Annotated in this window: 20 protein-coding genes; 12 read left to right on the top strand and 8 right to left on the bottom strand. The window is 55.0% G+C overall.

Annotation, left to right across the window (positions count from 1 at the left end; genetic code table 11):
- The first annotated feature begins 682 nt into the window (after positions 1–682).
- The 3 genes from ABSE13_RS06620 to ABSE13_RS06610 are packed head-to-tail and all read left to right on the top strand — an operon-like array spanning position 683 to position 3,689.
- Positions 683–1,690 carry an ATP-binding cassette domain-containing protein gene (locus ABSE13_RS06620; RefSeq protein WP_424027722.1) on the top strand — a complete coding sequence of 336 codons (1,008 nt, stop codon included), beginning with the start codon at positions 683–685 and terminating at the stop codon, positions 1,688–1,690.
- Position 1,691: 1 nt separating this feature from the next.
- A complete protein-coding gene (locus ABSE13_RS06615; RefSeq protein ID WP_424027721.1) occupies positions 1,692–2,528 on the top strand; it encodes an ABC transporter permease in 837 nt (278 codons plus the stop codon).
- Positions 2,529–2,561: 33 nt separating this feature from the next.
- Positions 2,562–3,689: a glycosyltransferase gene (locus ABSE13_RS06610; protein WP_424027720.1), complete on the top strand. Its 1,128-nt coding sequence runs from the start codon at positions 2,562–2,564 to the stop codon at positions 3,687–3,689.
- Positions 3,690–3,992: 303 nt separating this feature from the next.
- On the opposite strand, the gene ABSE13_RS06605 is transcribed toward ABSE13_RS06610, so the two are convergent.
- The 5 genes from ABSE13_RS06605 to bcaP form a co-directional block, all read right to left on the bottom strand.
- Positions 3,993–4,847 carry a metal ABC transporter permease gene (locus ABSE13_RS06605; RefSeq protein ID WP_424027719.1) on the bottom strand — a complete coding sequence of 285 codons (855 nt, stop codon included), beginning with the start codon at positions 4,845–4,847 and terminating at the stop codon, positions 3,993–3,995.
- A 9-nt stretch (positions 4,848–4,856) separates the two neighbouring features.
- Positions 4,857–5,621, bottom strand: coding sequence for a metal ABC transporter ATP-binding protein (locus ABSE13_RS06600; protein WP_424027718.1), 765 nt, complete (start codon positions 5,619–5,621; stop codon positions 4,857–4,859).
- Positions 5,612–6,652: a metal ABC transporter substrate-binding protein gene (locus ABSE13_RS06595; RefSeq protein WP_424027717.1), complete on the bottom strand. Its 1,041-nt coding sequence runs from the start codon at positions 6,650–6,652 to the stop codon at positions 5,612–5,614. Before ABSE13_RS06595 ends, ABSE13_RS06600 begins: the two co-directional genes overlap by 10 nt.
- Before the next feature lie 222 nt (positions 6,653–6,874).
- On the bottom strand, positions 6,875–7,300 hold the full coding sequence (locus ABSE13_RS06590; protein ID WP_424027716.1) for a metal-dependent transcriptional regulator: 426 nt from the start codon (positions 7,298–7,300) through the stop codon (positions 6,875–6,877).
- 182 nt (positions 7,301–7,482) lie between these two features.
- Entirely contained in the window at positions 7,483–8,952 is a 1,470-nt protein-coding gene (gene bcaP / locus ABSE13_RS06585) for a branched-chain amino acid transporter BcaP (protein WP_424027715.1), read from the bottom strand.
- A gap of 145 nt (positions 8,953–9,097) precedes the next feature.
- Here bcaP and ABSE13_RS06580 point away from each other — a divergent pair, with 145 nt between their 5' ends.
- From ABSE13_RS06580 to ABSE13_RS06560, 5 genes are all read left to right on the top strand, one after another.
- Positions 9,098–11,683 (top strand): calcium-translocating P-type ATPase, PMCA-type, encoded by a 2,586-nt coding sequence (locus ABSE13_RS06580; protein ID WP_424027714.1) that lies wholly within the window; start codon positions 9,098–9,100, stop codon positions 11,681–11,683.
- 44 nt (positions 11,684–11,727) lie between these two features.
- The gene (locus ABSE13_RS06575) at positions 11,728–12,120 is read left to right on the top strand and encodes a cupredoxin domain-containing protein (RefSeq protein WP_424027713.1); all 393 of its coding nucleotides are present in this window, start codon (positions 11,728–11,730) and stop codon (positions 12,118–12,120) included.
- Between the two features lie 470 nt (positions 12,121–12,590).
- Positions 12,591–13,187, top strand: coding sequence for an acetate uptake transporter (locus tag ABSE13_RS06570; RefSeq protein WP_424027712.1), 597 nt, complete (start codon positions 12,591–12,593; stop codon positions 13,185–13,187).
- A 5-nt stretch (positions 13,188–13,192) separates the two neighbouring features.
- Positions 13,193–14,671 carry a methyl-accepting chemotaxis protein gene (locus tag ABSE13_RS06565; protein ID WP_424027711.1) on the top strand — a complete coding sequence of 493 codons (1,479 nt, stop codon included), beginning with the start codon at positions 13,193–13,195 and terminating at the stop codon, positions 14,669–14,671.
- Positions 14,672–14,690: 19 nt separating this feature from the next.
- Entirely contained in the window at positions 14,691–15,227 is a 537-nt protein-coding gene (locus ABSE13_RS06560) for a chemotaxis protein CheW (RefSeq protein ID WP_424027710.1), read from the top strand.
- A gap of 318 nt (positions 15,228–15,545) precedes the next feature.
- Here the strand turns inward: ABSE13_RS06560 and ABSE13_RS06555 are convergent, their stop codons facing one another.
- The 3 genes from ABSE13_RS06555 to ABSE13_RS06545 all read right to left on the bottom strand — a co-directional run bounded on the left by ABSE13_RS06555 (position 15,546) and on the right by ABSE13_RS06545 (position 20,099).
- Entirely contained in the window at positions 15,546–18,476 is a 2,931-nt protein-coding gene (locus ABSE13_RS06555) for a hypothetical protein (RefSeq protein WP_424027709.1), read from the bottom strand.
- 332 nt (positions 18,477–18,808) lie between these two features.
- Positions 18,809–19,579: a winged helix-turn-helix transcriptional regulator gene (locus ABSE13_RS06550; protein ID WP_424027708.1), complete on the bottom strand. Its 771-nt coding sequence runs from the start codon at positions 19,577–19,579 to the stop codon at positions 18,809–18,811.
- A gap of 46 nt (positions 19,580–19,625) precedes the next feature.
- On the bottom strand, positions 19,626–20,099 hold the full coding sequence (locus ABSE13_RS06545; RefSeq protein ID WP_424027707.1) for a hypothetical protein: 474 nt from the start codon (positions 20,097–20,099) through the stop codon (positions 19,626–19,628).
- Positions 20,100–20,398: 299 nt separating this feature from the next.
- On the opposite strand from ABSE13_RS06545, the gene ABSE13_RS06540 reads away from it, so the two are divergent.
- From ABSE13_RS06540 to ABSE13_RS06525, 4 genes are read left to right on the top strand one after another with little or no spacing between them, the layout of a single operon-like run.
- A complete protein-coding gene (locus ABSE13_RS06540) occupies positions 20,399–21,385 on the top strand; it encodes an AAA family ATPase (RefSeq protein WP_424027764.1) in 987 nt (328 codons plus the stop codon).
- 41 nt (positions 21,386–21,426) lie between these two features.
- Entirely contained in the window at positions 21,427–22,326 is a 900-nt protein-coding gene (locus ABSE13_RS06535) for a DUF58 domain-containing protein (RefSeq protein ID WP_424027706.1), read from the top strand.
- A complete protein-coding gene (locus ABSE13_RS06530) occupies positions 22,310–23,260 on the top strand; it encodes a VWA domain-containing protein (protein ID WP_424027705.1) in 951 nt (316 codons plus the stop codon). Before ABSE13_RS06535 ends, ABSE13_RS06530 begins: the two co-directional genes overlap by 17 nt.
- On the top strand, positions 23,257–24,774 hold the full coding sequence (locus ABSE13_RS06525; protein ID WP_424027704.1) for a hypothetical protein: 1,518 nt from the start codon (positions 23,257–23,259) through the stop codon (positions 24,772–24,774). The genes ABSE13_RS06530 and ABSE13_RS06525 overlap by 4 nt, the downstream gene beginning before the upstream one ends.
- The last annotated feature ends 34 nt before the right edge of the window (positions 24,775–24,808 follow it).

The following is a 24,808-nucleotide window of genomic DNA, read 5'->3' as shown; positions in this document are numbered from 1 at the left end:
TGTGTCGTGAATTCCGGCAAACCGGGCCCGTATAGGTCGATTCAAAATGAATTTACATCCATTTTCCGCGAATTACGCACTTTTCGGACCCGGGGGATGATCAGGGATATTTCTGATTCGCCCATTTTGAATCCTATTTGGCAAAATAATCCCGATCTGGATCACCGGTAAGATCCCCGTGGTACATCTCCCTGAGGGGGTGTGACATCGTCGTTCACCTTCGGAGAACACGGGGGTGGGGATACTTACAGGGACGCCACCGGGTATCTGACCCGTGACGGGTTCATAACCTGTGACAGGTCTGGTGTCCCGGCCGGGTCAGTGACCCGTGACAGGTTTTTTGAAGGAGTTCATTTCTGCACTAATATATAGGGGGTTTTCGGGGTCAGTACTCCCGAACCGGACGGGTCACCCCGGATACACGCGGGAGATCCATCCAGCCGGATGCCAGGGGCGTTACGATGGACCGGCAAGGATTTTGCGGAACCAAAAAATCCGGATTAACGGACATAGGAAAAAATTCTCTGCGGAGGTTCCGGAAAATTATTCCAAAATATTTTTTGGATTTTTTTCAGACAGAATTTTAAAAAAAATCAGTCAAACAAAAATCTCCCATGTCTGAACAACATCCGGCAGGGTCACGATCATCGGATTCATGTATCCGTAACCGGAACACATCCTTATGGAACCGACCGCCCGGTGGGCCACCGAAGATATGATCCTCGTGGAGAACCTCGAACATGCCTACGGGGATTTCAAGGCGGTGGACGGCATCAGTTTCTCGGTAAAAAAAGGCGAGATCTTCTCCTTCCTCGGCCCGAACGGCGCCGGCAAGAGCACCGCGATCAATGTCCTGATCACGCTCCTTCCCCTGCAGAAAGGAAAGGCCATGATCGCCGGGTACGATGTGACCCGCAATCCGCAGCAGGTCCGCGAATCGATCGGCATCGTTTTCCAGGACATCACGCTCGACCGGGAGATGACGGTGTGGGAGATGCTCGAGTTCCATGGCCGGCTCTACAATATGCCCGTGAAAGAACGCCGGGAACGGATCGGGGAACTCTTAAAACTTGTGCAGCTGGAATCGAAACGTGACGAGTTCGCCAAAAAGCTGAGCGGGGGCATGAAGCGCAGGCTTGAGATCGCCCGGGGCCTGATGACCAGGCCTTTAGTCCTCTTCCTGGACGAGCCCACGATCGGCCTCGACCCGCAGACCCGGATGCGGATGTGGGAGTACATCAAGGGCGTCAACCGGGAGGGAACCACGATCTTCCTGACCACGCACTACATGGACGAAGCGGACCAGCTCTCGGACCGGATCAGCATCATCGACCACGGGAAGATTGTCGTCACCGGGACATCATGGGAACTCAAGAACACGCTCGGCCATGACGTGATCTACCTGGAGACGGACAACAACGTACGGGCCCAGACTCTCCTTGAAAATTTCCCGGCAATCCGGGCGATCAAGCCCAAGACAAAAGGGTTCAACCTTATTGTAACCGAGGACGGGACAAAAGTCCTCCCCGGTATTATCGATCATCTCCGGGCCGCGCAGATCGAGATCACTACCATCAACCTGAAGAAACCGTCCATGGACGACGTCTTTGTATTCTACACCGGAAAAGAGATCCGGGACGAGGATCAGACACCTGCACGGGCACGGTTCATGCTGTCCGGGAGGCGCTAAGATGGATCTCGGGTTCACCACGATCTTCTGGCGGGACATGATCCGGTTTGTCCGGTTCAGGACCCTGCTTGTTGCCTCGCTCCTGCAGCCCGCGCTCTGGCTCGCCTTCTTTGGCATTGCAATGTCGAGCAACTTCGACCGGCTCACGGCAGGCATCCCTGTGCCTGCGGGAGTCCATGTGGTCGGGTATCTCACCTTCATGGGGGCCGGTATCATCGCGATGACCACCCTGTTTACGAGCCTCTTTGGCGGGATCACAATCCTGTTCGACAAGAACTGGGGGCTCATGCGGGAGATCCTGGCAAGCCCGATGAACCGGAATCATATCATCTTCGGCATCGGTCTCTCGGGAGTGGCAAAATCCTTCATCCAGGCGATCATCATTATGGTATTCGGCGTCCTGATCGGTGCTGCCTTCTTTGCCGGGGATACCCCGGTGCAGGTCATTATCAGCGTTCTTGGCATCCTCGCGTTTGTCGGCATGTTTGCACTCGGGTTCCTCTTCCTCTCCGCTGCGATCGCTATCTCAATGGAGAGCCCCGAGGGCCTGCAGGGCGTGATCACCCTCATGACGATGCCCATCTTCTTTGCCAGCAATGCGCTGTACCCTATCGATTCCTTCCCCGAATTCCTGAAGATCCTCTCGATCTACAACCCGATGACCCTGCTGATCACCGGTATCCGGTATTTTGCGATCGGCCCGGATTTTGTGGCCATCGGGAAGCACTATGTCTTCACGCAGGCAGATGTCCTCATCTCCTTCCTCGGCCTCACGGTGTTTACGGTGATCATGTTCCTGCTCGCGTACTGGCGGTTCAAAAACGCGGTCGTCACCTGATCATGGCGTGATCGACCACGTTCCTTTTTGAGGATGGCAACAGAACAGATCCATGAGGGACAAGTACGGATGGGGCATATTCTGGTTTCACCGCTGAACTGGGGACTCGGGCACGCAACCCGGGATATCCCGGTCATCCGCTCGCTCCTTGCCCACGGCCACGACGTGACCATCGCTGCCTGCGGAAATGCCCTCGCCACGCTGCAGCAGGAGTTCCCTGCCTGCACCTGCCGGGAATTCCCGGATTACTCCGTGCCGTTCAGTGCGAACCGGTTCTTCCTTGCGCATTTCGTTGCATCCTTTCCGACCCTCTTCAGGGGGATTACCGACGAGCACCGGAACCTTGCCGCCCTGCTTGCGGAGGATGAGTTCGATCTCATCATCAGCGACAACCGGTTCGGGATCTATGCCGAGAAGGTCCCTTCGCTCTTCATCACCCACCAGCTCCGCTACCATCTCCCACCCGTAGCCCGGCCCCTTGAGCTTGCCGGTGTCCATCTCAACAGTTTCCTGCATGCGAACTATGACCGGATCATCGTGCCCGACAATCCGCCGGGCCCGTCATCGCTTGCCGGGAAACTCTCCCGGGCGGAGACCGGCACGTCCCGCAACCGTGCATATTATGCCGGCATCCTGACCAGCACCCGCAGGAGGGATGTGGCAGCGGACCTCGATTACCTGATCCTCATCTCCGGGCCGGAACCCCAGCGGACCGGGCTGGAGAAGATCCTGCTGCCGGCAGCGGGAGATCTTCCCGGTTCCGTTGCCGTGCTCCTTGGGAGCCCGGAGAGGAGCGGGGACGACACCGTCATTTCCGGCAGATGTACCGTGATCCCCTACGCATCAACGGAGGAGAAAGAGCTCCTGATGAACCGGGCGAAGTGCATAATCTGCCGGTCCGGGTATACGACGATGATGGAACTCGCGGAACTGGGAAAGCGGCGTGCCCTGCTCATCCCTACACCGGGCCAGACGGAGCAGGAATATCTTGCCGGGTATTACGAGAAGAACGGCTGGTTCCATGCACGGGCCCAGCACCGGCTCGACCTTGACGCGGATCTCCGTCTTACAGAGCAGTTCCATGGATTTCCGGATATGCCCGGGACGGAGGAGAACGTGGAGCGCCTCTATAACAACGTGCTGGCAGAGTACCTTGAATAAAAGATCAAATCTGGGCTGGTCTCCGGCCCGTCAGGATCGGACGGACCTCTTCTGGAAAATACATTACAAATAGTAACGCTGTAACGCTTTCGCGGGTTTCCCGGTCCGGGATTTTCTCACCGGAAATCTTCTCCACTGCCTTCGGCAGTCCCCGCCGATGTGGCACAGCGAAGATGCATGCGCATCTTCCCGGGCCCGCATTTACCTGCGGCAATTGCAGTCTTCCCCCACATGCGATAACCCCAAAGAAATATAATCTTCTCAGGCATCGGCGGAGCGGAGAGGCAGCATACCTGCCCGGGGCTATCGATCACACTGATGATGCCAGCTGCCTCCCGCCGGTTTTTTTGGGATTTTCGGTACCAGCCGTGCTACAATAGCAGCAAGGATGAAGAAACAAATGGTAACGAGGACAATTGACCCGCCCGGGGCAAGGTTGTACATAAATGACAACTGCAATCCTGCAACGACAGAAAAAACTGCTACGCCACATGCACAAAGCACTGTCTGCCTGAACGGCATCTTCAGTTGTATCATCGCAGATGCCGGGATTACGATCAGGCTTGATACCAGGAGCACACCAACAAGCCGCATTGCAACGACTACCGTTAAACCTGTCAGTATCGTGAAAACAAGTTCCAGTGCCGGCACTGGCAGTCCTGAAACCCGTGCGAACTCTGCATCAATCGTGATCCCTACCCATTCCTTCCAGAACAACAATAAAATGCCGAGAACCAGGATCCCGAGTCCTGCGGCAAGATAGAGGTCGGTCTGGTTTATTCCAAGTATTGTCCCGAAAAGAAAGGACAGGACGTCAACAGCCACATTTTGCGTGATACTTATCAGTATAATACCAATCGCAAGTCCTGCTGCAAACAGGATCGCGATTGCCGCATCCGAGGCCACCCGTAATTTACCGAGTGCGTGGATACCCAGTGCCCCAAGTACCACCCCGACAACAGCAGTGTATAATGGGTAAATTCCCGTGAATAACCCGAAAGCGATCCCGCCAAAGGCTACATGACTCAACCCGTCTGCTATAAGTGACAGTCTCCGGAGGACGAGGAATACCCCGAGGCTCGAACAAGTGACTGCGATGATCAGCCCCCCTATCAGGGCGCGGACTCCGAACTGGTATGCCAGAAATTCAAGAACCATAATTTTGTATCAGGTGCTTTTGCCAGCCTCTATCATCAGGTTCCACAGGCCTTCTGCGTTAAGGTTCGCAGCGGGGCCATCGTAGATCACCTTCCGTTGCAGGAATATGACCCTTTCAACATGCGCTGCCAGGTCAGGCAGATCGTGCAGGATCATCAGGACGGTGATCCGGTGCACTTTGTTCAGGTGAGTGACTAGTTTATAGAACTCCTGCTTGCTCTGCGCATCAACACCGTTGGTCGGTTCATCAAGGGCGATAATGTGTGGCCTGCCGACGAGTGCGCGGGCGATCAGGGTCCTCTGCTGCTGGCCACCGGAAAGGTCTGAAAACAATTCGTGCTGAACACGGTCAAGGCCTGCTTCCGCGATAGCATTATCGACTGCCCTCTTATTGTCGGAGTTCATGCGCCTGAACAGACCTACCTGGCCAAACGTTCCCATTTCAATGACCTCACGGGCAGTAACCGGAAATTGTTCCTGCCTGATGACCGGATTCTGGGGTACATAACCAATGCAGGGTCTGCAGGGGGTCACACCCTCGCATTCGTCGATATGACAGGTAAATGAAACACTCCCCCTATCGGGCTTCAGGAGACCAACCATGATCTTCATGAGAGTGGACTTTCCCGAACCATTCGGCCCGGCAATTCCCACGAGCTCCTCCTGGCGAATCGAGAGAGTTACATCTTCGAGAACGGTATTTGCCCCGTAAGCAAACCAGACATTGTCCAGGGTGAGACAGACCTGCTCACCTTTCGAATATGTCACTGGCATACCATCGCTTTTTTCATTTCCTGCAGGTTGTTTTCCATGATCGCCACGTAATCAGTATCATCCGGAGTCAGGGTACCAGAAGGGAGTACCTCCATTGTCGTGAACGGATAAACAGGAAGATTGAGTTCGGTTGATACGGATTTACTCAGATCTTCAGCTTCATCCGGTTCCGCGAGGACTCCTCTGGCATTGTGTGCCTTTGCCTCCCCAACGATAGCCGCCATCTGCTGGAGGGACGGTTCAGCGTCGGGGCTCATCCCTGCAATGGAGACCGGTGTCAGGTTATACGCCGCCGCCGTGTAGTCGAGGAAGGCATGTGAGCTCAGGAATGTTCTGGTCGTGCAGTTCGAAAACCCTGCCTTATAATCGGAATCAAGTTTTTTCAGCCGTGTTTCAAATGCCGCAGCATTATTCTGGTAATCGGTTGCATTTTCCGGATCTGCTTTTGATAACTGTTGGGCTACGTAGGGAACATAATATTCTGCAAGCTGCGGCGATAACCAGAGATGCGGGTCCTGGGTCATATTCGGGAAGTCCGCGTACTGGCTTTTCATCGTATCATAGGCGGGTCCCGGGATGGCATCGGCAAAGGTCACGAGTTGTATGTCAGGGTTTGTCGAGGCGGCAAGATCTGCTGCCCAGGGTTCGAGAAACGGTCCGTCATAGAAGAAAATCTTCCCGTTTTTGAGAGCCACTGCATCGTTCGGTGTCGGCTCATAGTCATGAGGATCGGCTCCCGGAGGAAGTATCTGGGTAATTGTTATATGATCTCCACCAACGGGGGCAACGAGGAGCGTGAACGGCCGGAACGATGTGATTACCGGTAATCCGCTGGCGGAACCGGTACCGGCTGCCGGTGGTGAGCCGGATATGCCAGTGCTGGGTGAACCTCCCGTGGTAGTATTTGCGGGTGCCGCACCCGGTTGATGGGATACCTGTGAGCTGCTCGTGCACCCGGTTGCTACAACGAGTGCAATAATGATTACCAGAGCAGCGATCGGCAGAATCGATTTATATTGTCTTTGTACCATCCGGATCACAATCCTTCGCATGACATTTGTATATTGTTTCTGCAAATCTGCTTCGCGGGTTGTATATATAATAGTTGCGAGAATTTTGGATACTTCCCAAACTTAGACTTCGACAATAAATCCCATCAAAAATTCCAAAGTACCTTTCAGGATACTATCGGAAGATCACCTGGAACGGCGAGAGGATATATTCCCGCTGGACAACCTTTTCTGTTTCCAGTCTCAGACTGTGAGGCAGCCGTCATCGTGCGTAATATCTCCGCAAATACCCTTGTTTGGATGTCCCATGGCACTGCACATCTTATCTATTGCATCCTTTGATATGAAACTCTCAAACCTTGAGACCTCAAGACATGCCTGTTCATGCGAAAGACCAAAATGCGTCAGCGCCAGGGCGAGTATCCGGTGTCTTTTTATCAGGAATTCAGCAATGTTCTTTCCTTTTGCTGAAAGTGATACTCCATGGTATGGTACATAATCAAGAAGTCCTTCATCGGCAAGTTCAACAATTGTTTTTGTAATAGTTGATGGATCAACACCAAACCCGGCGGCAATATCATTCGTCTTTACAGGACCGTTTTTCCCGTTCATGAACTTGATATATTCAACTTTCTTTGGCGAAAGTTCAAGCCCGGTCTCAATACTCATGCAGATAATATTAATGTAAAAACCAAAAAATGTTTGCTATAACTCCAAAAAAAATTTGGTCCTGATGCGTTAGCGAGACCCGATGAAAATAGCTCCCTTATAATCGACAAGTGATTAGTATTTGGCGAGTCATGACAACACACCGGAATCTACGGAACTGATTTCGTGAACCCAGCCAGTATTCAGTCCCCGCCCTTTTCCCCACCCTCTGTACCCCAGCACCCGAGGCCGGCCGTGTCCTCGTGGAGCCGGGAATGGTGCCTGCTGTAGGCAAAGTATACCACGAGTCCGATGGCCAGCCAGATCACGAACCTGAGATGGGTGACAAACGGGAGCATGACGATCAGGATCCCGCAGGAGATGATACAGAGCAGGGGTACCCACGGTACGAAGGGGCACCGGAACGGCCGCTCGATCTCCGGCCGGGTCCTGCGCAGCACGATCACGCCGAGCGAGACGATGATGAATGCGGCAAGGGTCCCGATATTGACGAGCTCGGCGATCGTCTGGAGCGGGAGGAGACTTGCGATGAGTGCCGTGACAAGGCCTACCAGCAGCGTGACTTTGACGGGCGTACGGTATACCGGGTGGAGTTCCCGGAAGACGCCGGGGAGCAGGCCGTCGCGGGACATGGCAAAGAAGATGCGGGTCTGGCCGTAGAGGAGCACGATCAGGACCGACGTGATCCCGCAAATCGCTCCAACCGATACCAGGGCTGAGCCCCAGCTGATCCCGATTGCACCAAGGGCAAATGCAACGGGTGCGCTGGTGTTTTTGAATGCAAGGTACGGGACGATTCCCGTCAGGACTGCAGATACGGCAATATACAGGACCGTGGCCACGACCAGCGAACTGAGGATCCCGATCGGGACATTTTTCCGGGGATCCTGCACTTCTTCCGCAGCCGTCGAGACCGCGTCAAAACCGATGTAGGCGAAGAAGACGATCGCTGCCCCGGTAACGACCCCGGTCCAGCCATAGGGCATGAACGGCGTCCAGTTCGCGGGATTGATATGGGAGTACGCGAGGAAGAGGAAGAGCAGGATCACGCCAATCTTGACGAGAACGATCACGTTGTTCACCCGGGCGCTCTCCTTCACGCCGATGATGAGGAGCGCCGTGATTGCAAGGATAATCAGGATGGCGGGGAGGTTCACGAGCCCCCCGCTCGTGCCGGGAGGGTTGACAAGGCCCGGGGGCAGGATGATCCCGGCTGCGGTGAGCAGGTTCACCATGTAGCCGGACCACCCGACCGCGACCGCCGCGATGGAGACCGAATACTCGAGGATCAGGTCCCAGCCTATGATCCATGCCCAGATCTCACCAAGAGAGGCATACCCGTACGTGTATGCGCTTCCGGCTACCGGCACCATTGCGGCAAACTCCGCGTAGCTGAGCGCGGCAAACGCACAGACAATACCGGAGATGATGAAAGAGACTACGAGCGCAGGGCCGGAATAATTTGCTGCAACTACACCGGTGATGACGAAGATACCGGTGCCGATGATCGCCCCGATCCCAAGGAGCGTCAGCTCGAAGGGGGAGAGCACTTTTTTCAGGCCGTGCACCCCGCCGGTACACTCCATCAGCTTGGCAATGGGCTTGGTCTCAAAGATGGCGGAGTATCTCCGGAAAAAGGCCTGCAGGTCCATGGGTCCACCGGAGAATCATTGTTTATCAGGTTTAAAGGTGACGTTATTATGACCTGCCCGATGTACACCGGAGCGTAACGTAAGCGATCCCATCTGCAGTTTCCCGTCCGGATCCATCGGATCCTCCATACCAGGAGAATACCTCATGACCGATAAGACCGAGATCTCCTTTGAGGAACTGACTTCCCTCGCCGGCCCGTCCGGTCTTTCTGAAGACCGGGTCGGGACGTTCCGGCAGCAGTATGGTGCCAATGTGATGACTCCCCCGGCCCGGGAGCCGCTCTGGAAACAGTACCTGGAAAAATTTGACGACCCGATCATCCGGATCCTGCTCCTCGCAGTGGGCATCTCAGCGATAGTGGCTGTCATAAAAGGAACCGGCCTGCTCGATACTATCGGGATTATTGCGGCCATCTTCCTCTCAACCGGTATCGCATTCTTCAACGAGTACCGGAGCAGCCGGGAGTTCGCTATCCTCAACGCCCACCGGGACGAGATGGCGGTCCGGGTGATCCGCGACGGCCATCCCCGTCAGGTCCCGTCACGGGAGATTGTTGTCGGCGACCTGATCCTCCTTGAGGCCGGCGACGCTGTCCCTGCCGACGTATTTGTATTCTCTTCCTGTGAACTCACCGTGGACGAATCGGCATTCACGGGGGAGAGCGAGCCGGTGAAACGGGATGTCCGCGACCGGGTGCTCAAAGGGACCTACATCACCGCAGGAAAGGGACAGGTGATCGCCGCCGCAGTCGGGGATGAGGCCCGTATGGGCGCGATCGCGGCCTCGCTGGGGATTGATCACGTAACTGAGACGCCGCTCGAACAGAAACTCGGGAACCTTGCCGGTGTCATCAGTAAATTCGGGTACATGATGGCTGTTCTCATCTGCAGTTCCCTCTTCATCCGGGGGATATTTACCGGTGAGATCACCGGGATCAACCTGGACACCGCAAACAACCTCCTCCGCTACTTTATGCTGGCGGTCGTGATCGTGGTTGCCGCAGTTCCGGAGGGCCTGCCCATGAGCGTTGCCCTCTCGCTCTCGCTTGCCATGCGGAAAATGACCCGGGCCAACTGCCTCGTGCGCCGCTTGATCGCCTGCGAGACGATCGGGTCTGCCACTACCATCTGCACGGACAAGACCGGAACGCTCACGAAGAACCAGATGACGGTTGTTGAATCTCCTGCCGGGTTCCCGGCCAGAAACGACGGGCTGCCGGGTTCCCCTGCGGAATGGATCGCCCTCAATGCCGCCGTGAACAGCACCGCCCACCTGGATACCCGTGATGGAAATGTCACGGTCATCGGCAACTCCACGGAAGGAGCCCTGCTCCGCTGGCTCGCAGTTCACCGGCTTGACTACGGGAAGATCCGGGCGGAGACGCACGTGGCAAAACAGCACCTGTTCGAGGGCAGCCGGAAACGGATGTCTACAGTTATCCGGCTCAACGGCAGATCATGGCTCCTGGTAAAGGGAGCACCAGAGATCCTTGCCGCGCTCTGCACGGATGCTCCCGACCTTACCGGTGTCAGCGCACTTGCCTCCCGGGCCATGAGGACCCTTGCCTTCGCCCACCGTGAGATCACCGGTGAGAATGAGGATGAGACTGCGCTGGTCTGGGACGGATATGTCGGCATACGCGATCCGCTCCGTGAGGATATCGTCGCATCGGTTGCCGCATGCGGCACTGCCGGCATCCGGGTCAGGATGGTGACCGGAGACAATCCCGGGACCGCCCGGGCCATAGCACACGAGGCCGGTATTCTGGGAAACGGGACCGTGGTGCAGGGTGCTGCGTTCCGCTCGCTCTCACCGGAAGAACAGGTTCTGGCAGCCAGGAACATTGACGTGATGGCCCGTGCCGAACCGCTCGACAAACTCCTTCTCGTCGAGGCACTCCGGAAGAACGGGGACGTAGTCGCGGTAACGGGCGACGGCACGAACGATGCCCCCGCGCTCAAACATGCAGATGTGGGTTTCGCCATGGGCATTGCGGGAACCGAAGTAGCGCGGGAAGCAGGGGATATCATCCTGCTCGACGACTCGTTTGCCTCCATAGTCCGGGCAGTCTCGTGGGGCCGCTCCCTCTACGAGAACATCCAGCGGTTCCTCCTCTTCCAGCTGACCATCAACTTCTGCGCCTGCCTACTCGTCTTCATCGTCCCGCTCCTCGGGTACCCGGAACCGTTTACGATCATCCAGATCCTCTGGATCAACATCATCATGGACACACTTGCCGCCTTCGCACTCTGCTCCGAGGCACCTCACGGGGGGCTGATGAACCGGAAGCCGGTTGCCCGGGACGCCGCCATCGTCAGCCCGTTCATGGTGCTCTCGATCGTGGTGACCGGCACCTGTTTTGTCCTTGCCGGCATCCTCCAGATGTCGACCGGGTTCCTTGGCGGGAATACTCCGGCAGAGATCTCCACGGTATTCTTCTCGGCCTTCATTGTCGCTGCGGTCTGGAATGGCGTGAACTGCCGGGCGCTCGACGGGAAGATGCCCCCGTTCTTCCGTGGCAACCCGCTCTTCTTCGTTATCATGGGGGGGGTGATCGCAATCCAGATCGCCGTTGTACAATTCGGAGGTGCGGTCTTTGAGACCGTGCCGCTCTCTGCATACCAGTGGGGCAGGATCATCGTCGCTACTGCATCCGTCCTTGTGATCGGGTTCCTGCTCCGGGCCTCATTCCGGTACTACACCCGGAAGATCGCAGACGGGCCTGCATGATCCCGACCCAATGTTTTTTCTTCCCCCGCACTATTGATACCTGTATGGCCACCGTTCCACGATTCCGTACCACTTTTATACTCCTGACTCTGCTGGCTCTTGCAGTCGCAATCACCGGATGTACTGCAAACCAGAACCCTGCCCCACAGAGCACAGGTCCTGCAACACACGTTGCCGGGCCGGGTGCTATATCGATCAAAAACTTCGCGTTCAGTCCCCAGCAGATTACGGTGACGCAGGGAACAACGGTCACCTGGACAAACCAGGACAGTATCCAGCATACGGTTGTCTCCGATTCCGGAGCACCTGAAGCGTTCAGTTCCGGTCCCCTCAGCCAGGGAGGATCCTTTGCGTTCACACTAACAAAACCAGGTACCTACAATTACCATTGTTCGATCCATCCATCCATGACAGGTATCATTACCGTGACCTCCTGAGGGGCATATACCATAAGCAAAGGTTTGGCTCAACCATACATTTATTAATAAAGCCGCGTATAATGGGATTTGCTAAAACAAAAGGCATGGCAGAGTTGGCTTGAGCTCTGATGCGCGTTAACGGAAACGACAGCAGATTCCGCACATGAAATCCGGTAAGGTGGACACTTCCCGGCATATATCAGATCGCATGACAGGACGCAGGAGCGGAGGTTCCTCCTGAACCGGTTGAAAAAACCATGCGTTCTTTGTCCTGCGGTCCATTGATGACACCCGGCAAACAGAGCGGATGCGGTCAAACTACCCGGGCGACATAAGAGCAGGAAGTCCTGCAGTAAGGTGAAGGGAGATGCCGACAGCAATCCGGTCGGACTCTTCTGATGCCGGGCGGGCCCGGCTGCCGTATGCGTGGCTGCACACGAGGCGAATGGATGAAACTGAAGAAAATATGAGAGAATGGTGAATAATGTATGGAAACTACGGTTGATCCGGTATTCAAAAATGAAGTAAGAATTTCAGATACAACAGCAAACCCCGGCGCACTGGGCCTGCTGGCATTCGGTATGACAACAGTCATCCTGAACCTGCACAATGCAGGGCTCTTCGGCATGGGTTCCGTGGTCTTTGCCATGGGAATATTCTACGGCGGCATTGCCCAGATCATTGCAGGCATCATGGAATGGAAGAAGAACAATACGTTCGGTATGACCGCGTTCATCTCGTACGGTTCCTTCTGGATCGTACTGGTCTTCATGATCCTTATGCCAGCCCTGGGATGGAGTGATGCACTCCCGACACAAGCTCTCGCAGCATATCTTGCATTATGGGGTTTGTTCTCGCTCGTGATGTTTGTCATCACGTTCCGGCTATCGAAGGCCCTCCAGGTTGTCTTCGGCCTCCTGGTACTGCTCTTCCTGCTGCTTGTTGTGGGGATTGCTCTTGGCAGTGCACTAATCGTCCAGATTGCCGGTATTGAAGGAATCATCTGCGGCCTCTCTGCAATGTACACAGGTCTCGGAGAAGTCATGAATGAAGTCTATAAACAGAAAATTGTCTATCTGGGGTGAATTCGATGATTGAATTAAAAGAATACGAACTGATGTTTGAGTACAATCCCCTTGCACAGGTGATTATTGACAGGGATTTGAAATTCATCAAAGTGAATTCGGCATTCGTCAAGCTCTTTGGAATTTCCGCAGACCGGCTTCTCGCAATGAAAATCACGGATCTCCGGTCCCAGGGTCTATTAAAATATCTCAAGGACACGGGCAAGTCATATACCGATGCGATCACCCAGAAGAAAAGAACATTCGGTGAGTCCACCATTGAAGCTCCGACCGGTATCCATGTAGTTCAGCGGGCAAATATCCCGATCCTTGATGGAAAAGGCGAGGTAACCCATGTATACATCACCTACCATGATGTCACCAGAATTGTAAAATCCCAGGAGTTCATGGCGCATGAAGTTGATGAACTCAGTAAGGCCTATTCGAAGATGGCGGAAGGTGATCTGACAGTACGGTACGAGATTACAAAACCGGATGAAGACACCAGGGAAACCTACGAGCAGATAGTCAAGCTCCGGGACGCCGTCCGGGGTATCGTCATCAATCTTGAGAAAAATATCAACGATGTCAATAAACAGATGACAAACCTGACCACAACCGCTGATAATGCAGCGACAAGCGTTGAGGACGCCTCAAAGAGTGTCAACCAGATCGCAAAGAACGCAAGTGTTGTCTCCGAGAACGCCCAGAAAGCTTCCGAAGGCGTAGAGCAGATGTCCAAGGCCATGCAGGACATGAGTGCCGCGGTCGAGGAAATTACCTCCAGTATGGAGAGTGTCTCATCCCAGGCAAACACGGCAAATGCCTCGGCCAAGAGTGGTGCGATCCTTGCGGATAACGTCAACAAGGACATGACGGAGATCACCAGTTCCACGAACAACGTGTACGGGATTGTCAAGGACATCGAGAAACAGATGCACGACATCGGCAAGATCATTGTCCTGATCCGCGACCTCGCCAGCCAGACCAACCTCCTTGCACTCAATGCGGCCATTGAAGCAGCCCGGGCCGGCGAGCACGGCAGGGGCTTTGCCGTCGTTGCATCGGAAGTCAAATCGCTGGCACAGGAGTCCCGTTCCAGTGCAGAAAAGATCGAAGAGATGATCACCCAGCTCAACCTTGCCACCAAGAGGGCGACGGATGCGATGGAGGGATCCAAGGTCCTCGTTAACAAAGGATTCACGGAATCCCAGCAGGCACTCGAAGCCTTCAGGCAGATCCAGAAGGCTGCGGAAACGGTTGCCAACAGTGCTTCCGAAGTCGCCGCCGCCACCGAGGAACAGGCTGCGACCACGGAAGAGATCACGGCAAGTGTGCATGAGGTGGCAAACCTGATCGAACAGACGGCCAAGGAAGCCGGCGATGCGGCTGCGGCAAGCGAAGAGTCGGCGGCAGCGATCGATGAGATCACCCGCATGATCCAGACCGTTAATAATACGGCGGTCCAGGCCATGGAAGCCAACAAGCGATTCAAGGTGGGCTAGTGCGGGAGGTAAATTGCCCATGACAGCAAAAGCAGCGAGTGAACCTGTCGCAACGGCAAAAAATCCCGTTGCTTCCGAAAAAATGCCAAACTCGATCCAGGTAGTTGAATTCGTGCTGGGGAGCGAACATTTCGCCATCGATCTCTTCGATGTGAAGGAGGTGGTGGAATATACTACCATTACCAAACTTCCCAACGTGCCGGCGTACGTACGCGGTATCATCGACCTGCGCGGCGAGATCACGATGATCATCGACCTCAAACACCGGCTGAACATCTCCGAAGAGAGCTCAACATCCCTCGAATCCTCGCGGATTATTGTCCTGGATGACAAGATTGCCAAGTCAAAGACCAGCATCCTGGTCGATGACGTAACCTCCGTGTCAACGTTCGAAGGCAACCAGGTAGATTACACCTCAGCTTCCGTGAGCAAACAGGAGACGTCCATCATCGGGATCATCAAGCGCAAGGTCAAGCGCAAGGACAAGGAGATCAACGAACTGATCATCTGGATCGATATCAAGCAGCTGCTCAGCGACATCGATACCTCATTGTAATCCGGGGAGGCGCGGTGGCGATGATCCACGTGCTGTATGGGGACGACGAGCCGGACCTGCCCCCGGACGGGAAAATTTTTCCCTGAACAGCCCGGTGACATCACCGCAGACTGCTCTATCGGCATATCGTGCACGGGAGATGCTGCGGCACAATCCCGTTGATGAGTTTGTCCCGGATTTCCAGATGCCGGACAGGGACGGGATATCCCTGATCAGGCACATACGGGCCGGGGTCTCACTCCATCGGCCGGAAAAGAGACAGGGAAAAAGAGAGGAAAAAATGCAAAAACCGGGGAATTTGTAAGGCCGGCAAGGGGTTCAGGAAAACCGGTACCCAAGTGCCTGGACAAGAACAATCATTTCCCTGACCTGTTCGTTCTGTTTTCGCGTAAGTTTCCGGCCTTTCTGGATCAGCCGCCCCATACGGACAATCTGCATCCGCTGTTCCGGGGTAAGGGCGCCGGAGTGGTGTGCCCATTTGAGGAGATCAAACCATTGTGCCCGGTTGAACGATATCCCGGGGGGGATACTTTCCGTGGACTCTCCTGGCGATGGGGTATTCCCTGAAGTATCCTCATCGGCATCGTTCCCGTCCTGCTCCGGAGAGCCATCCTCTGCCACCTCTCCATTACTATCATCATCTTCCGTGACCTCATCGCCAGTCACCTCATCAGGACCGTCAGCTTCGGATTGAATGGCCCCGCCATCACCAGGAAGTTCCTCCCCAAAGGGAGTGGATTGAATTTCACCAGGATACTGCAACAGGTCCGGGGGAGTCCATTCCACATCACCGGAGGGTTCCTGGATGATGGATACCTTGGGTGTTGTATCAGGCTCTCCGGCAGGTTCATCATCTTCAAAGAGATCTTCAACGCCGGTGATGCGCTTCACATCAGGCAAGGGCTCATCGGGAACACGGGGATTCGTGAGAGCACGGGATCCCGTCCCGATCTCCATAGGAAGGTCGGGACCTTTTATTATGAGCGCACGTTTTCTGGCTTTTTCTGCTTCCGGCGCATCCTGCTGGGAGAGAGACTTTTCGAGTTGCTGTTTCTCCCGGGCTGTGGCCGTGAGTCGTTCCTGATCATTCATGTGATCTTCCCACTCATCGGCAAGCGCAGTCCTGGCCTGGTCAATCTCAGCAGCAAGGGAGGCCGTCTTATCATCAGCCAACCGCTTCTCGTGGCTGAGAGCCTGGACCTGGCCTTCAAGTTCAAGCTGCCGGCAGGTGGCAGATGACAGATCCGCCTTCAGGGCCTCAATCGTTGCCGCGAGTGTTGCTTCCTGAGACCGGCCCTGCTCTTCAGCAGCCATGAGATTCCGGCGGAGATCTTCTCTTTCCGATGCAGCCGCAGTACGTAATTCCTTTTCCGAATCAAGGGATGACTGGACGGAGGCCAGCTGATCCGAGAGAGCCTGGAGATCCCGCTCATATCGCTCCTTTTCAAGGGCAGAAGAGCGCAGGGACTCGACCGTGGCGTGGTGCAGCCTGCGCTCGTTTTCAAGGGCTGCCTTCACTCCTTCCAGTTCATCAGAGAGTGAACGGACCTGTTGCAGCGCCTGCTCCCGGCTGGCCGTCTCACTGTGCATCCGTGATTCAAGTTCCCGCATACCCGTTGTCGCGGATTCAAGATCGCGCTCAAGAGTTGAACGATGAGCGCTGGCAGATGCGAGATCATCCCTGGCCTGCGCCAGGTTGTCCCGGTGTTCTGCAAGATCTGCCTGGATTGACTGGTGTGAACCCTGAAGGGACCGGAATGCAGCATCCCGTTCGCGGATCACAATGTTGAGGTTCTCATCAGTGGCTTGATGACGCTCTTTTTCCTGCTCAAGGGCGTGCTGCACGTTATGGAGTTCCTGAGAGAGAGCCTGAAGTTCCGCATCGGTTTTATTGCGTTCATCAATAATTCCATTATACGATACGGTCAGACGTTCATTATCGAGATCCTTCTCATCCACGATTGCCTGCGTGGCATCCAGTTTTTCCCGGGCGCCGGCCAGGTCATGCTGCAGGTGTTCAGTTGTGGACCTGAGATCGGACTCGATCTTTTCTTTTTCCGTTTTGAGGTTCCCCAGCTGGATTTCAAGATTGAGGATGTGGGTTTTCCCATCCTCCATCTCCGCTTTCTGCCGGTAAATATCGGACGCCTGTTGCTTTGCCGTTTCCTTGAGTTCATTGATGATTACTGTCAGATCCTGTTCGGATTCGGTTTTTGCATGAAGAACCGATCGTATTTCCTGTTCGGCGGCCACTGCACGATTTTTCTCTGCAGCAAGGGAGATCTTCATCTGTTCATTTTCAAGAGTGAGGGCGCGTGCGGATTTCTCTGCCAGCTCTTTCTGCTGCGTTGTCTCTGCAAGGGAGACCAGTGCCCCGGCCCGGCCGGATTTCTCAAGAGTGAGAGCTTTCCGGGACTCCTCCAGCTCAGCAGTTGTTGCCGCACTATCTGCTGACAGGGTGGTTACCTGCTGCCGGAGAAGGGAAATCTCTGCACCTGACTGGCGTTCAGATTCATCCTTGTCCCGGATAAGGTTGCGGAGCTGCTCTTCCGCCGCACCAAGCAGTTTCTTATCTGACTCGAGATCCCGGGTGAGTTGATCAATCTCGCCGGTCCTGCCGAGAAGCGCCTGCTCGTTTTCATGACGGATCTCTTCCAGGATACTGTTTTCCTGCTCTTTCTGGCGCAGGGAACTGTCGAGCTCCTCAAAACTCTGTTTCTGCCCGGCAACAAACATCTCAAGACGGTTCACATCATCCGAAAGGACGTGGATCTCATCGTTTGCCCGGGACAGATCATGGAATTTGCTGACCGTAATTTCAAATGATGAGAGAAGAAACTCAAGCAGTTTGCGCCGATCCGCGGTGACTACGAAAATCCGGTCGTCATGCTGGATCTTAAACTGGGTCTTGATCTGCTCCGGGGTCTGCCGTTCAACAGGTGTCGAGAGCATACCTTCGATAAGGGAGAGGAAATAGTCGGGATCATAAGGATACGCAATGTAATTGTCAGCGTTACAGTCGAGAATGTGAAGAAGGTCCGAGAGATCTGACGCCCCGGTAAGGATCAGGACCGGGATCACCCAGAGATCATTGCTATCCTTGACATGCCGGCAGAGATCATATGCCTCGGGAAAAGAGAGCGTATCACATATCAGGAGATTGGGTTTCCCGTCATGCAGGGATTCGATCAGGGTCGGGGGATCGTCAAAAAGGGTTATCCGGTAACCCATCTGTTCGAGAGGTGCCATCCGCGCAGGCACCTCAGTCTGATTCTTACTGAGAACGAAAATATCAATAGAGCTCTCGCTTCCGTCGGACTGGGGGGCATTCATCAGGATCTCTCACACATGGGATACACTATACTGCAAATATTTGCCTTATTATATGATTTTATATACAGGATTATAGCACTTCTGGTCGAAAGGGACAAACCGGTGCCTTTGCTATGCAAAAAAATGAGATTCCTGCAGGAAAAAGTTTCCGGATGTTCTCCCTGGCGATCCTGAACAATCAGTTATGTGCAGCGCAGGCACAAAAAAGGGAAAGGGAGTCCCGGGACTTCTGTCAGGAGGTAAAACGTTCAAACAATGCCCCGGTTTGCAGTTCCCGGACCGGGAATATACCAGGTGTTTTCTTCACGCGGATTCTTTCTCATATAGTCGAGAACAGCCTCTGAAAGTTCGTACCGCGAAAACCTGCCGTCCCTGCGGACTTCAATGAGGCCATCTTCGCACAATCTCTTGACATGCCAGCTGACCGTTGGACCGGACACGGCAAGGATCTTCTCAAGATCGTTCCGCGATGATCCGGGATGGGCAAGAAGAGTCCCGATAATGATCCGCGCTGCATCATTGTCCAGGCCATTGAGAATCTTCTGCTCGATAGCGGAATACTTCCCGTTATTTTCATAAAAACGGATAATCCCGTGCAGTTTCGTGATGTGGATCTTATTTGAGAGCCTTAACAGCGCGATGTGATAATTCAGGGCACCACGGGAGATGCCGGTTTCTGCACAGAGATCCGGAAACCTTATGCCGGGCCGGAGCCTGATCGCGGTATATACCCTGTTGCGGGTAGCGTTGGTCAGGATATTGCCCTTAAAGATCCGCCGGAATCCAAGAAACGAGAATAATTTGAGGGCAAACAGGATCTCCAGCAGGACGACGATGAAGGGCGACACGGCAAATCCTGCAACAATCGCCATCTCCCGCAGGGACAGGTCCCAGAAACTGATGCGGGAGAGATCCATAGCGACAGAGCCGGTCGATCCATACGCGGGATCGATTGAGTACCCGCCCGTAAGTGCAGATGCAGGTACGATAAGCGAGAGCGAAATCCCGACGAAAAGCATTAAAAGAATATAGTTCCCCGGTTTCATACGCACACAATTATTCAGATTATTTATCAGGCACGTAGTTATAATTGGTGGTCGGGCAGATGGTGACATTCCGGATACACCCCACGGAGATATTCTTCCGGCTGTACAGCAGGAATTTCCATTCGCCGGTATCCATCCCACCGGGTTCGGTGATCTTCAGGTAAATCCTGCCATCCTTACGACCGTCGCTCGAATCATTAAACGGGCCGAGAACGCTGTGGGGTGTAATGATCGTGAGCGTCAGCGGATCGGTCGGATCGCCACTGTAGAGATCCGCGATGATCGAGGTTGTATTATCGGAGACATATTTGGAGAAGATAGCTGAATGTCCGGGACTCGAGGTGTTCATGGTATTATCGTCATAATTGATATACCGGACGTCATCCCGGAGAGCGGGCTCGAGGAGATGACGGGTGTTGATCACGGGAGAGAGAATAATCAGCATCAGCAGGACCGCAGTAAGCAGTATCCCGGCGATCCAGCGCGCTCTCATACTTAATCCTGATGAGTGGAATAATATCAGGCTTTCTTTTTTACCGGGCACAAAATAACCCCATGCAATTATCCTGTACTGCTCTTTCATGGGTACCAGGTGCCCGGGGGTTTTACACCGGCATAAATACCGGATTATAAAAAAGCATATATCCGATGGGCGAGCACCCGGATGGAGAGCAGGCGATCGCAGCAAAAATGCCAGGACCCCTGGCAGGGTTTCACGAAGAGATTACTGCTTTTTCCGGCCTCCGGTCAGGAAAGGGAATTGCGGGCGCGATCGCACTATACGGTGACAGGATGAACGCGGAGATTGCAGAACTGACACGCCAGGCAGCTGGCTACAAGGGTGAGCTGGACAGGCTCAGGCACGAGATACAGAAAGTGATTATCGGGCAGGAGGAAGTGATCGACCGTCTGATCATCGCCCTCTGCGCGGATGGTCACGTCCTGCTCGAAGGTGTTCCCGGCATCGCAAAGACCCTGACAATCCGGACTCTCTCGCAGTGCATCAATTGCAGTTTTGTCCGGCTCCAGTTCACACCGGACCTGTTGCCTTCTGATATCATGGGAACGAAGATCTTCAACCAGAAGGAGTCTGAGTTTTACACAATACAGGGGCCGGTCTTTGCCCATTTCGTACTTGCGGATGAGATCAACCGCGCCCCGCCGAAAGTGCAGTCCGCATTGCTGGAAGCGATGCAGGAGAGACAGGTTACCATCCAGGGTGAGACCCATCCCCTCCCCCGGCCGTTCTTTATCCTTGCTACAGAAAATCCCCTTGAATCGGAAGGCACCTATCCCCTGCCGGAAGCCCAGGTCGACCGGTTTATGCTCAAAGTCCTGATGACGTACCCGGACAAACAGGATGAACTGGTCGTACTCGACCGTTTCACGGAAGGTGCGGCAGTTATACCGGAAACCGTGATGAATACCGATCAGATCCTGGCAATCCAGGCGTTCACAAAAAGCATCTATGCCGACCGCGCGATCAAACGCTATGTTACGGATCTCGTCGATGCTACACGGCACCCGGATGCATATGGTACCGGCATGGCAGGCTATGTAGCCTATGGCGCGTCCCCCCGGGCTTCGATCAATCTCATTCTTGCTGCCAAAGCGAATGCACTCCTCGCGGGCCGGGGATATGTAATTCCCGAGGATGTCAAGGCACTGGCACACGATGTGCTCCGTCACCGGATTATCCTGAATTACGAGGGGCAGGCGGAGAGGATTACACCGGATCAGGTCATCGATCTGATACTCAGGAACGTAAAGGTGCCTTAAAACTCCGCACTGCGAAGGCAGGACTGGTTAACCGGGAGACGATGATGGAAGATCCAAAAGACATAATCCGGCAGCTCCGGAAGATCGAACTCACCACCGGCATTCTCGTGGAGGGGCTCCAGTCAGGGATTCACCACTCCCTGTTCCGGGGCCGGGGAATGGAGTTTGACGGGATCCGGGAATATATGGCCGGTGATGATGTGCGTGCGATCGACTGGAATGTGACGGCCCGGCTCAACCGTCCTTTCATCAAAGAGTATACAGAAGAGCGGGACCAGACATTTTATTTTGTCGTGGATGTCTCCGGATCCGGCCTGTTTGGATCGACGGTCTCAAAACAAAAAAAGATACTCGAAGTCACCGCCAGCCTTGCGTTCGCAGCACTCCGGAACAATGACCGTATCGGCCTGTGCCTGTTCTCAGACCGGGTTGAGAAATTCATCCCGGCAAAACGCGGGAGAAGACACCTTATCTCCATTCTCAACACGCTTGCATTCCATACACCCCAGTCCCCCGGGACGGACCCTGACTGTGCCCTGCGGTTCCTTGCAAACAGCATCCCGCGGAGGAGCTCCTTCATCATCCTCTCGGACTTTACCCCGTCTCCGCCGGGAAGATCGCTCGGGGTCCTCGTGCACCGGCACGAAGTTGTCGCTATCAGGGTCACCGATCCCCGCGAGCAGGAGATCCCGGATATCGGGAGCGTGGAACTCGAAGATGCGGAGACCGGCGAGCAGGTGCTTGTCAATACTTCGGACCCGTTGTTCCGCAGGCGTTTTGCGGCCAGCGTGATCGCTTACGAACGCGATCTCTCCCGGATGTTCACGAAACAGGGTACCAGGTACATTTCCCTGCGGACAACGGATCCCTACGAAATTCCCCTTTCCAGGTTCTTCCGCGACGGGAAAGCAAGGAGGGCTGCACATGGCAGGATTTTCTGATCCGGTCTGGCTCTGGGGTCTGCTTGTCATCCCTGTTCTCGTAGTTGCGTACTATTACGCGCTCCTGAAAAAAAAACAGGAAGCAATGATCTTCTCGCACCTGGCGTTTGTCAAATCCGCGCTGGGTGATACAAAGAAGAGCCGCCGTGTCCATGTCATGTTCTTTCTCGCGATCAGCTCGATCGCTCTCCTGTTCATCGGTCTCGCCGATCCCCACATCCCTCTCGACCAGTCCCGCCAGGGTGTGAATGTGGTCCTTGCCATCGATGACTCCGGCAGCATGCAGGCGACCGATTACCAGCCGACCCGCCTGGAAGCGGCAAAGCATGCCGCTGACATTCTCATCAGCAACCTTGAGCCGGACGACAATGCCGGTATCGTGATCTTTGAATCCGGGGCAACTACCGCCGCGTACCTGAGTCCCGATAAGGACCGGGTCCGCCAGAAACTTGCTGCCATCAGCCCCCGCCCGGGCGAGACCGCGATTGGCGACGGCCTTGCACTTGCAATCGATATGGCCCAGTCGATCCCGGGCCGGAAGAACGTGATTATACTCCTCTCTGACGGGAGCAACAATGCCGGGGTGGTTTCTCCCGATGAAGCGGTCACCATGGCAAAGGAGGCCGGGATCCAGGTATATACCGTAGGCATTGGATCCGCACAGCCGGTGGTCCTCGGGACTGACTGGGTGGGCACCCCGCGGGTCGCCCAGATCGATGAAGCCGCCCTCCAGTCAATAGCAGAAAATACCGGGGGAAAATATTTCCGGTCCGTGGACGAGCGGACACTCGCAGAGATTTATGCGGGGCTCAACCAGGACATCAAAGGTGAGAAAGAGGAGACAAGTATCAAAGATTATTGCATCCTCGCCGCCCTCATACTCATCCTGCTCGAACTGTACCTGCGGTACGGGAGAGGGAGGATCATCCCATGAACGCCCGTTACCTCATTCTCCTGGTTCTCCTCTGCCTCATCATCCCCGCACTATCCGGCGCAACAATTACCATAACTGCCGACCGGCATGATTATTATTTTCCGGTGGGGGAGCCGGCAGAGATCCCCCTGACCGTGACAAGTGATTATGCCACGGATATACCGGGAACGGTCCAGGTCTCTGTTGCCCGGCAACTGCAGAAACCGGGAGTGGTGATGATCAGTACCAGCAACCGGGTCTCCCCGTTTACGGTGCAACCGGGAAGATCATTCCTGAATATCACCCAGGGGGTGTCAGCTGAACCCGAGAGCTTCCGGGTAAATGTCTCATTCTATTACGCGGATCCGGAAACAAAAGCAGTTTTTCTTCCGGAGATCATACTGCATTTCGGGGCAGGTACTGACCAGGCCGGCAACACACCGGAGCCAATGACAGGGTCGGGCAGTGCGTTCAGCGGGGACGTGCCATCATCAAGTTCAGTCAACATTTCCGAGCAGCCAATCAGCGTCCAGCAACAGGCGGTAAATGACGGCAGTACGCCGCCGGTGTCCGGCACCGCCCTGGCACTGCCGGATGCCGAAGCCCTCCGTCAGCAACATGATGCGGACAGGTCAGGATTTGAAGACCGGCTCTCCCGTGACGCACTCGTCCAGATCACCAACGAGAGCCTTGCAGCACAGGGATTCACCCGCCAGGCGCTGGATGCACAACCCTCAACCAATAATACAGGCACATTCTCGATGGTCTACCGGAAGGGGACTGGCGGGCAGGTGACGGTCCGGGGATCGATGATGAATGGCAGCGTCCCGGCTGTGCTGGAAATGTCCGATGGCGTTCTTTCCGCAGACCCGGCACTCGACACCAACACTACATTCCGGTCATATGCCAAAACTCTTGCTGACGGAGGATACCTGCCCACGGGGACTTCCATCAACCGTTCCCTCCTCGATGCCACGGTGACCATGACCTATAATCGTACAGATTCTGCCGAGGCACGGATCAATGCAACGGTTGCAGGGCAGGAGGTTCAGGCACTGTCCCTCGATACAGTGAATGGTCCGCTCCCGGTGGCCCTTATTGCCATTATGCTGGGAGGGGTTGCCGTACTGGCGGCCGTCAGTGTTCGCCTCTACCGGGGATATATCCGGCGGAGGGGGCGGGATCCTGGCACGGTAACTTCCCCCGTCAGTCACGGGGATGCGTCCGCATACCGGGTTGAAGCCCGGCACCTCCTGGAGATGGCAGAAACGGCATTTGAGCAGGATCGTTTTCCGGAAGCATATGGTCTCACCGGGCAGTCGCTGCGCCTGTTCCTTGCACATGAATATGGTACGGGTGCAGAGATGACCGCGAGCGAGATACTGGCGATGGTGCGGGCCGGGGGGATTCCGGATCAGGAGATTGAAACGATACTTGCCCGGTGCAGCGATGTAGAATTTGCAAAAGGGCGGCCGGAGACAGGGGAATTTGCTGCCATGATCGCGCATATACATGCCATGACTGAACCGCGGTAACAGAGTATGTGTTGCGGATATTTCCCCAAGCTAG

This window comes from Methanoregula sp., from assembly GCF_049518935.1.
GTDB lineage: Archaea > Halobacteriota > Methanomicrobia > Methanomicrobiales > Methanospirillaceae > Methanoregula.
This window is presented reverse-complemented; position numbering and strand designations above follow the sequence as displayed.

Bases quoted from the DNA above. Each gene is read 5' to 3' on its own strand.
- ABSE13_RS06620 (WP_424027722.1), top strand. From the start codon at position 683: ATGGAACCGACCGCCCGGTGGGCCACCGAAGATATGATCCTCGTGGAG.
- ABSE13_RS06615 (WP_424027721.1), top strand. From the start codon at position 1,692: ATGGATCTCGGGTTCACCACGATCTTCTGGCGGGACATGATCCGGTTT.
- ABSE13_RS06610 (WP_424027720.1), top strand. From the start codon at position 2,562: ATGGCAACAGAACAGATCCATGAGGGACAAGTACGGATGGGGCATATT.
- ABSE13_RS06605 (WP_424027719.1), bottom strand. From the start codon at position 4,847: ATGGTTCTTGAATTTCTGGCATACCAGTTCGGAGTCCGCGCCCTGATA.
- ABSE13_RS06600 (WP_424027718.1), bottom strand. From the start codon at position 5,621: ATGCCAGTGACATATTCGAAAGGTGAGCAGGTCTGTCTCACCCTGGAC.
- ABSE13_RS06595 (WP_424027717.1), bottom strand. From the start codon at position 6,652: ATGGTACAAAGACAATATAAATCGATTCTGCCGATCGCTGCTCTGGTA.
- ABSE13_RS06590 (WP_424027716.1), bottom strand. From the start codon at position 7,300: ATGAGTATTGAGACCGGGCTTGAACTTTCGCCAAAGAAAGTTGAATAT.
- bcaP (WP_424027715.1), bottom strand. From the start codon at position 8,952: ATGGACCTGCAGGCCTTTTTCCGGAGATACTCCGCCATCTTTGAGACC.
- ABSE13_RS06580 (WP_424027714.1), top strand. From the start codon at position 9,098: ATGACCGATAAGACCGAGATCTCCTTTGAGGAACTGACTTCCCTCGCC.
- ABSE13_RS06575 (WP_424027713.1), top strand. From the start codon at position 11,728: ATGGCCACCGTTCCACGATTCCGTACCACTTTTATACTCCTGACTCTG.
- ABSE13_RS06570 (WP_424027712.1), top strand. From the start codon at position 12,591: ATGGAAACTACGGTTGATCCGGTATTCAAAAATGAAGTAAGAATTTCA.
- ABSE13_RS06565 (WP_424027711.1), top strand. From the start codon at position 13,193: ATGATTGAATTAAAAGAATACGAACTGATGTTTGAGTACAATCCCCTT.
- ABSE13_RS06560 (WP_424027710.1), top strand. From the start codon at position 14,691: ATGACAGCAAAAGCAGCGAGTGAACCTGTCGCAACGGCAAAAAATCCC.
- ABSE13_RS06555 (WP_424027709.1), bottom strand. From the start codon at position 18,476: ATGGCACCTCTCGAACAGATGGGTTACCGGATAACCCTTTTTGACGAT.
- ABSE13_RS06550 (WP_424027708.1), bottom strand. From the start codon at position 19,579: ATGCTTTTCGTCGGGATTTCGCTCTCGCTTATCGTACCTGCATCTGCA.
- ABSE13_RS06545 (WP_424027707.1), bottom strand. From the start codon at position 20,099: ATGAGAGCGCGCTGGATCGCCGGGATACTGCTTACTGCGGTCCTGCTG.
- ABSE13_RS06540 (WP_424027764.1), top strand. From the start codon at position 20,399: ATGAACGCGGAGATTGCAGAACTGACACGCCAGGCAGCTGGCTACAAG.
- ABSE13_RS06535 (WP_424027706.1), top strand. From the start codon at position 21,427: ATGATGGAAGATCCAAAAGACATAATCCGGCAGCTCCGGAAGATCGAA.
- ABSE13_RS06530 (WP_424027705.1), top strand. From the start codon at position 22,310: ATGGCAGGATTTTCTGATCCGGTCTGGCTCTGGGGTCTGCTTGTCATC.
- ABSE13_RS06525 (WP_424027704.1), top strand. From the start codon at position 23,257: ATGAACGCCCGTTACCTCATTCTCCTGGTTCTCCTCTGCCTCATCATC.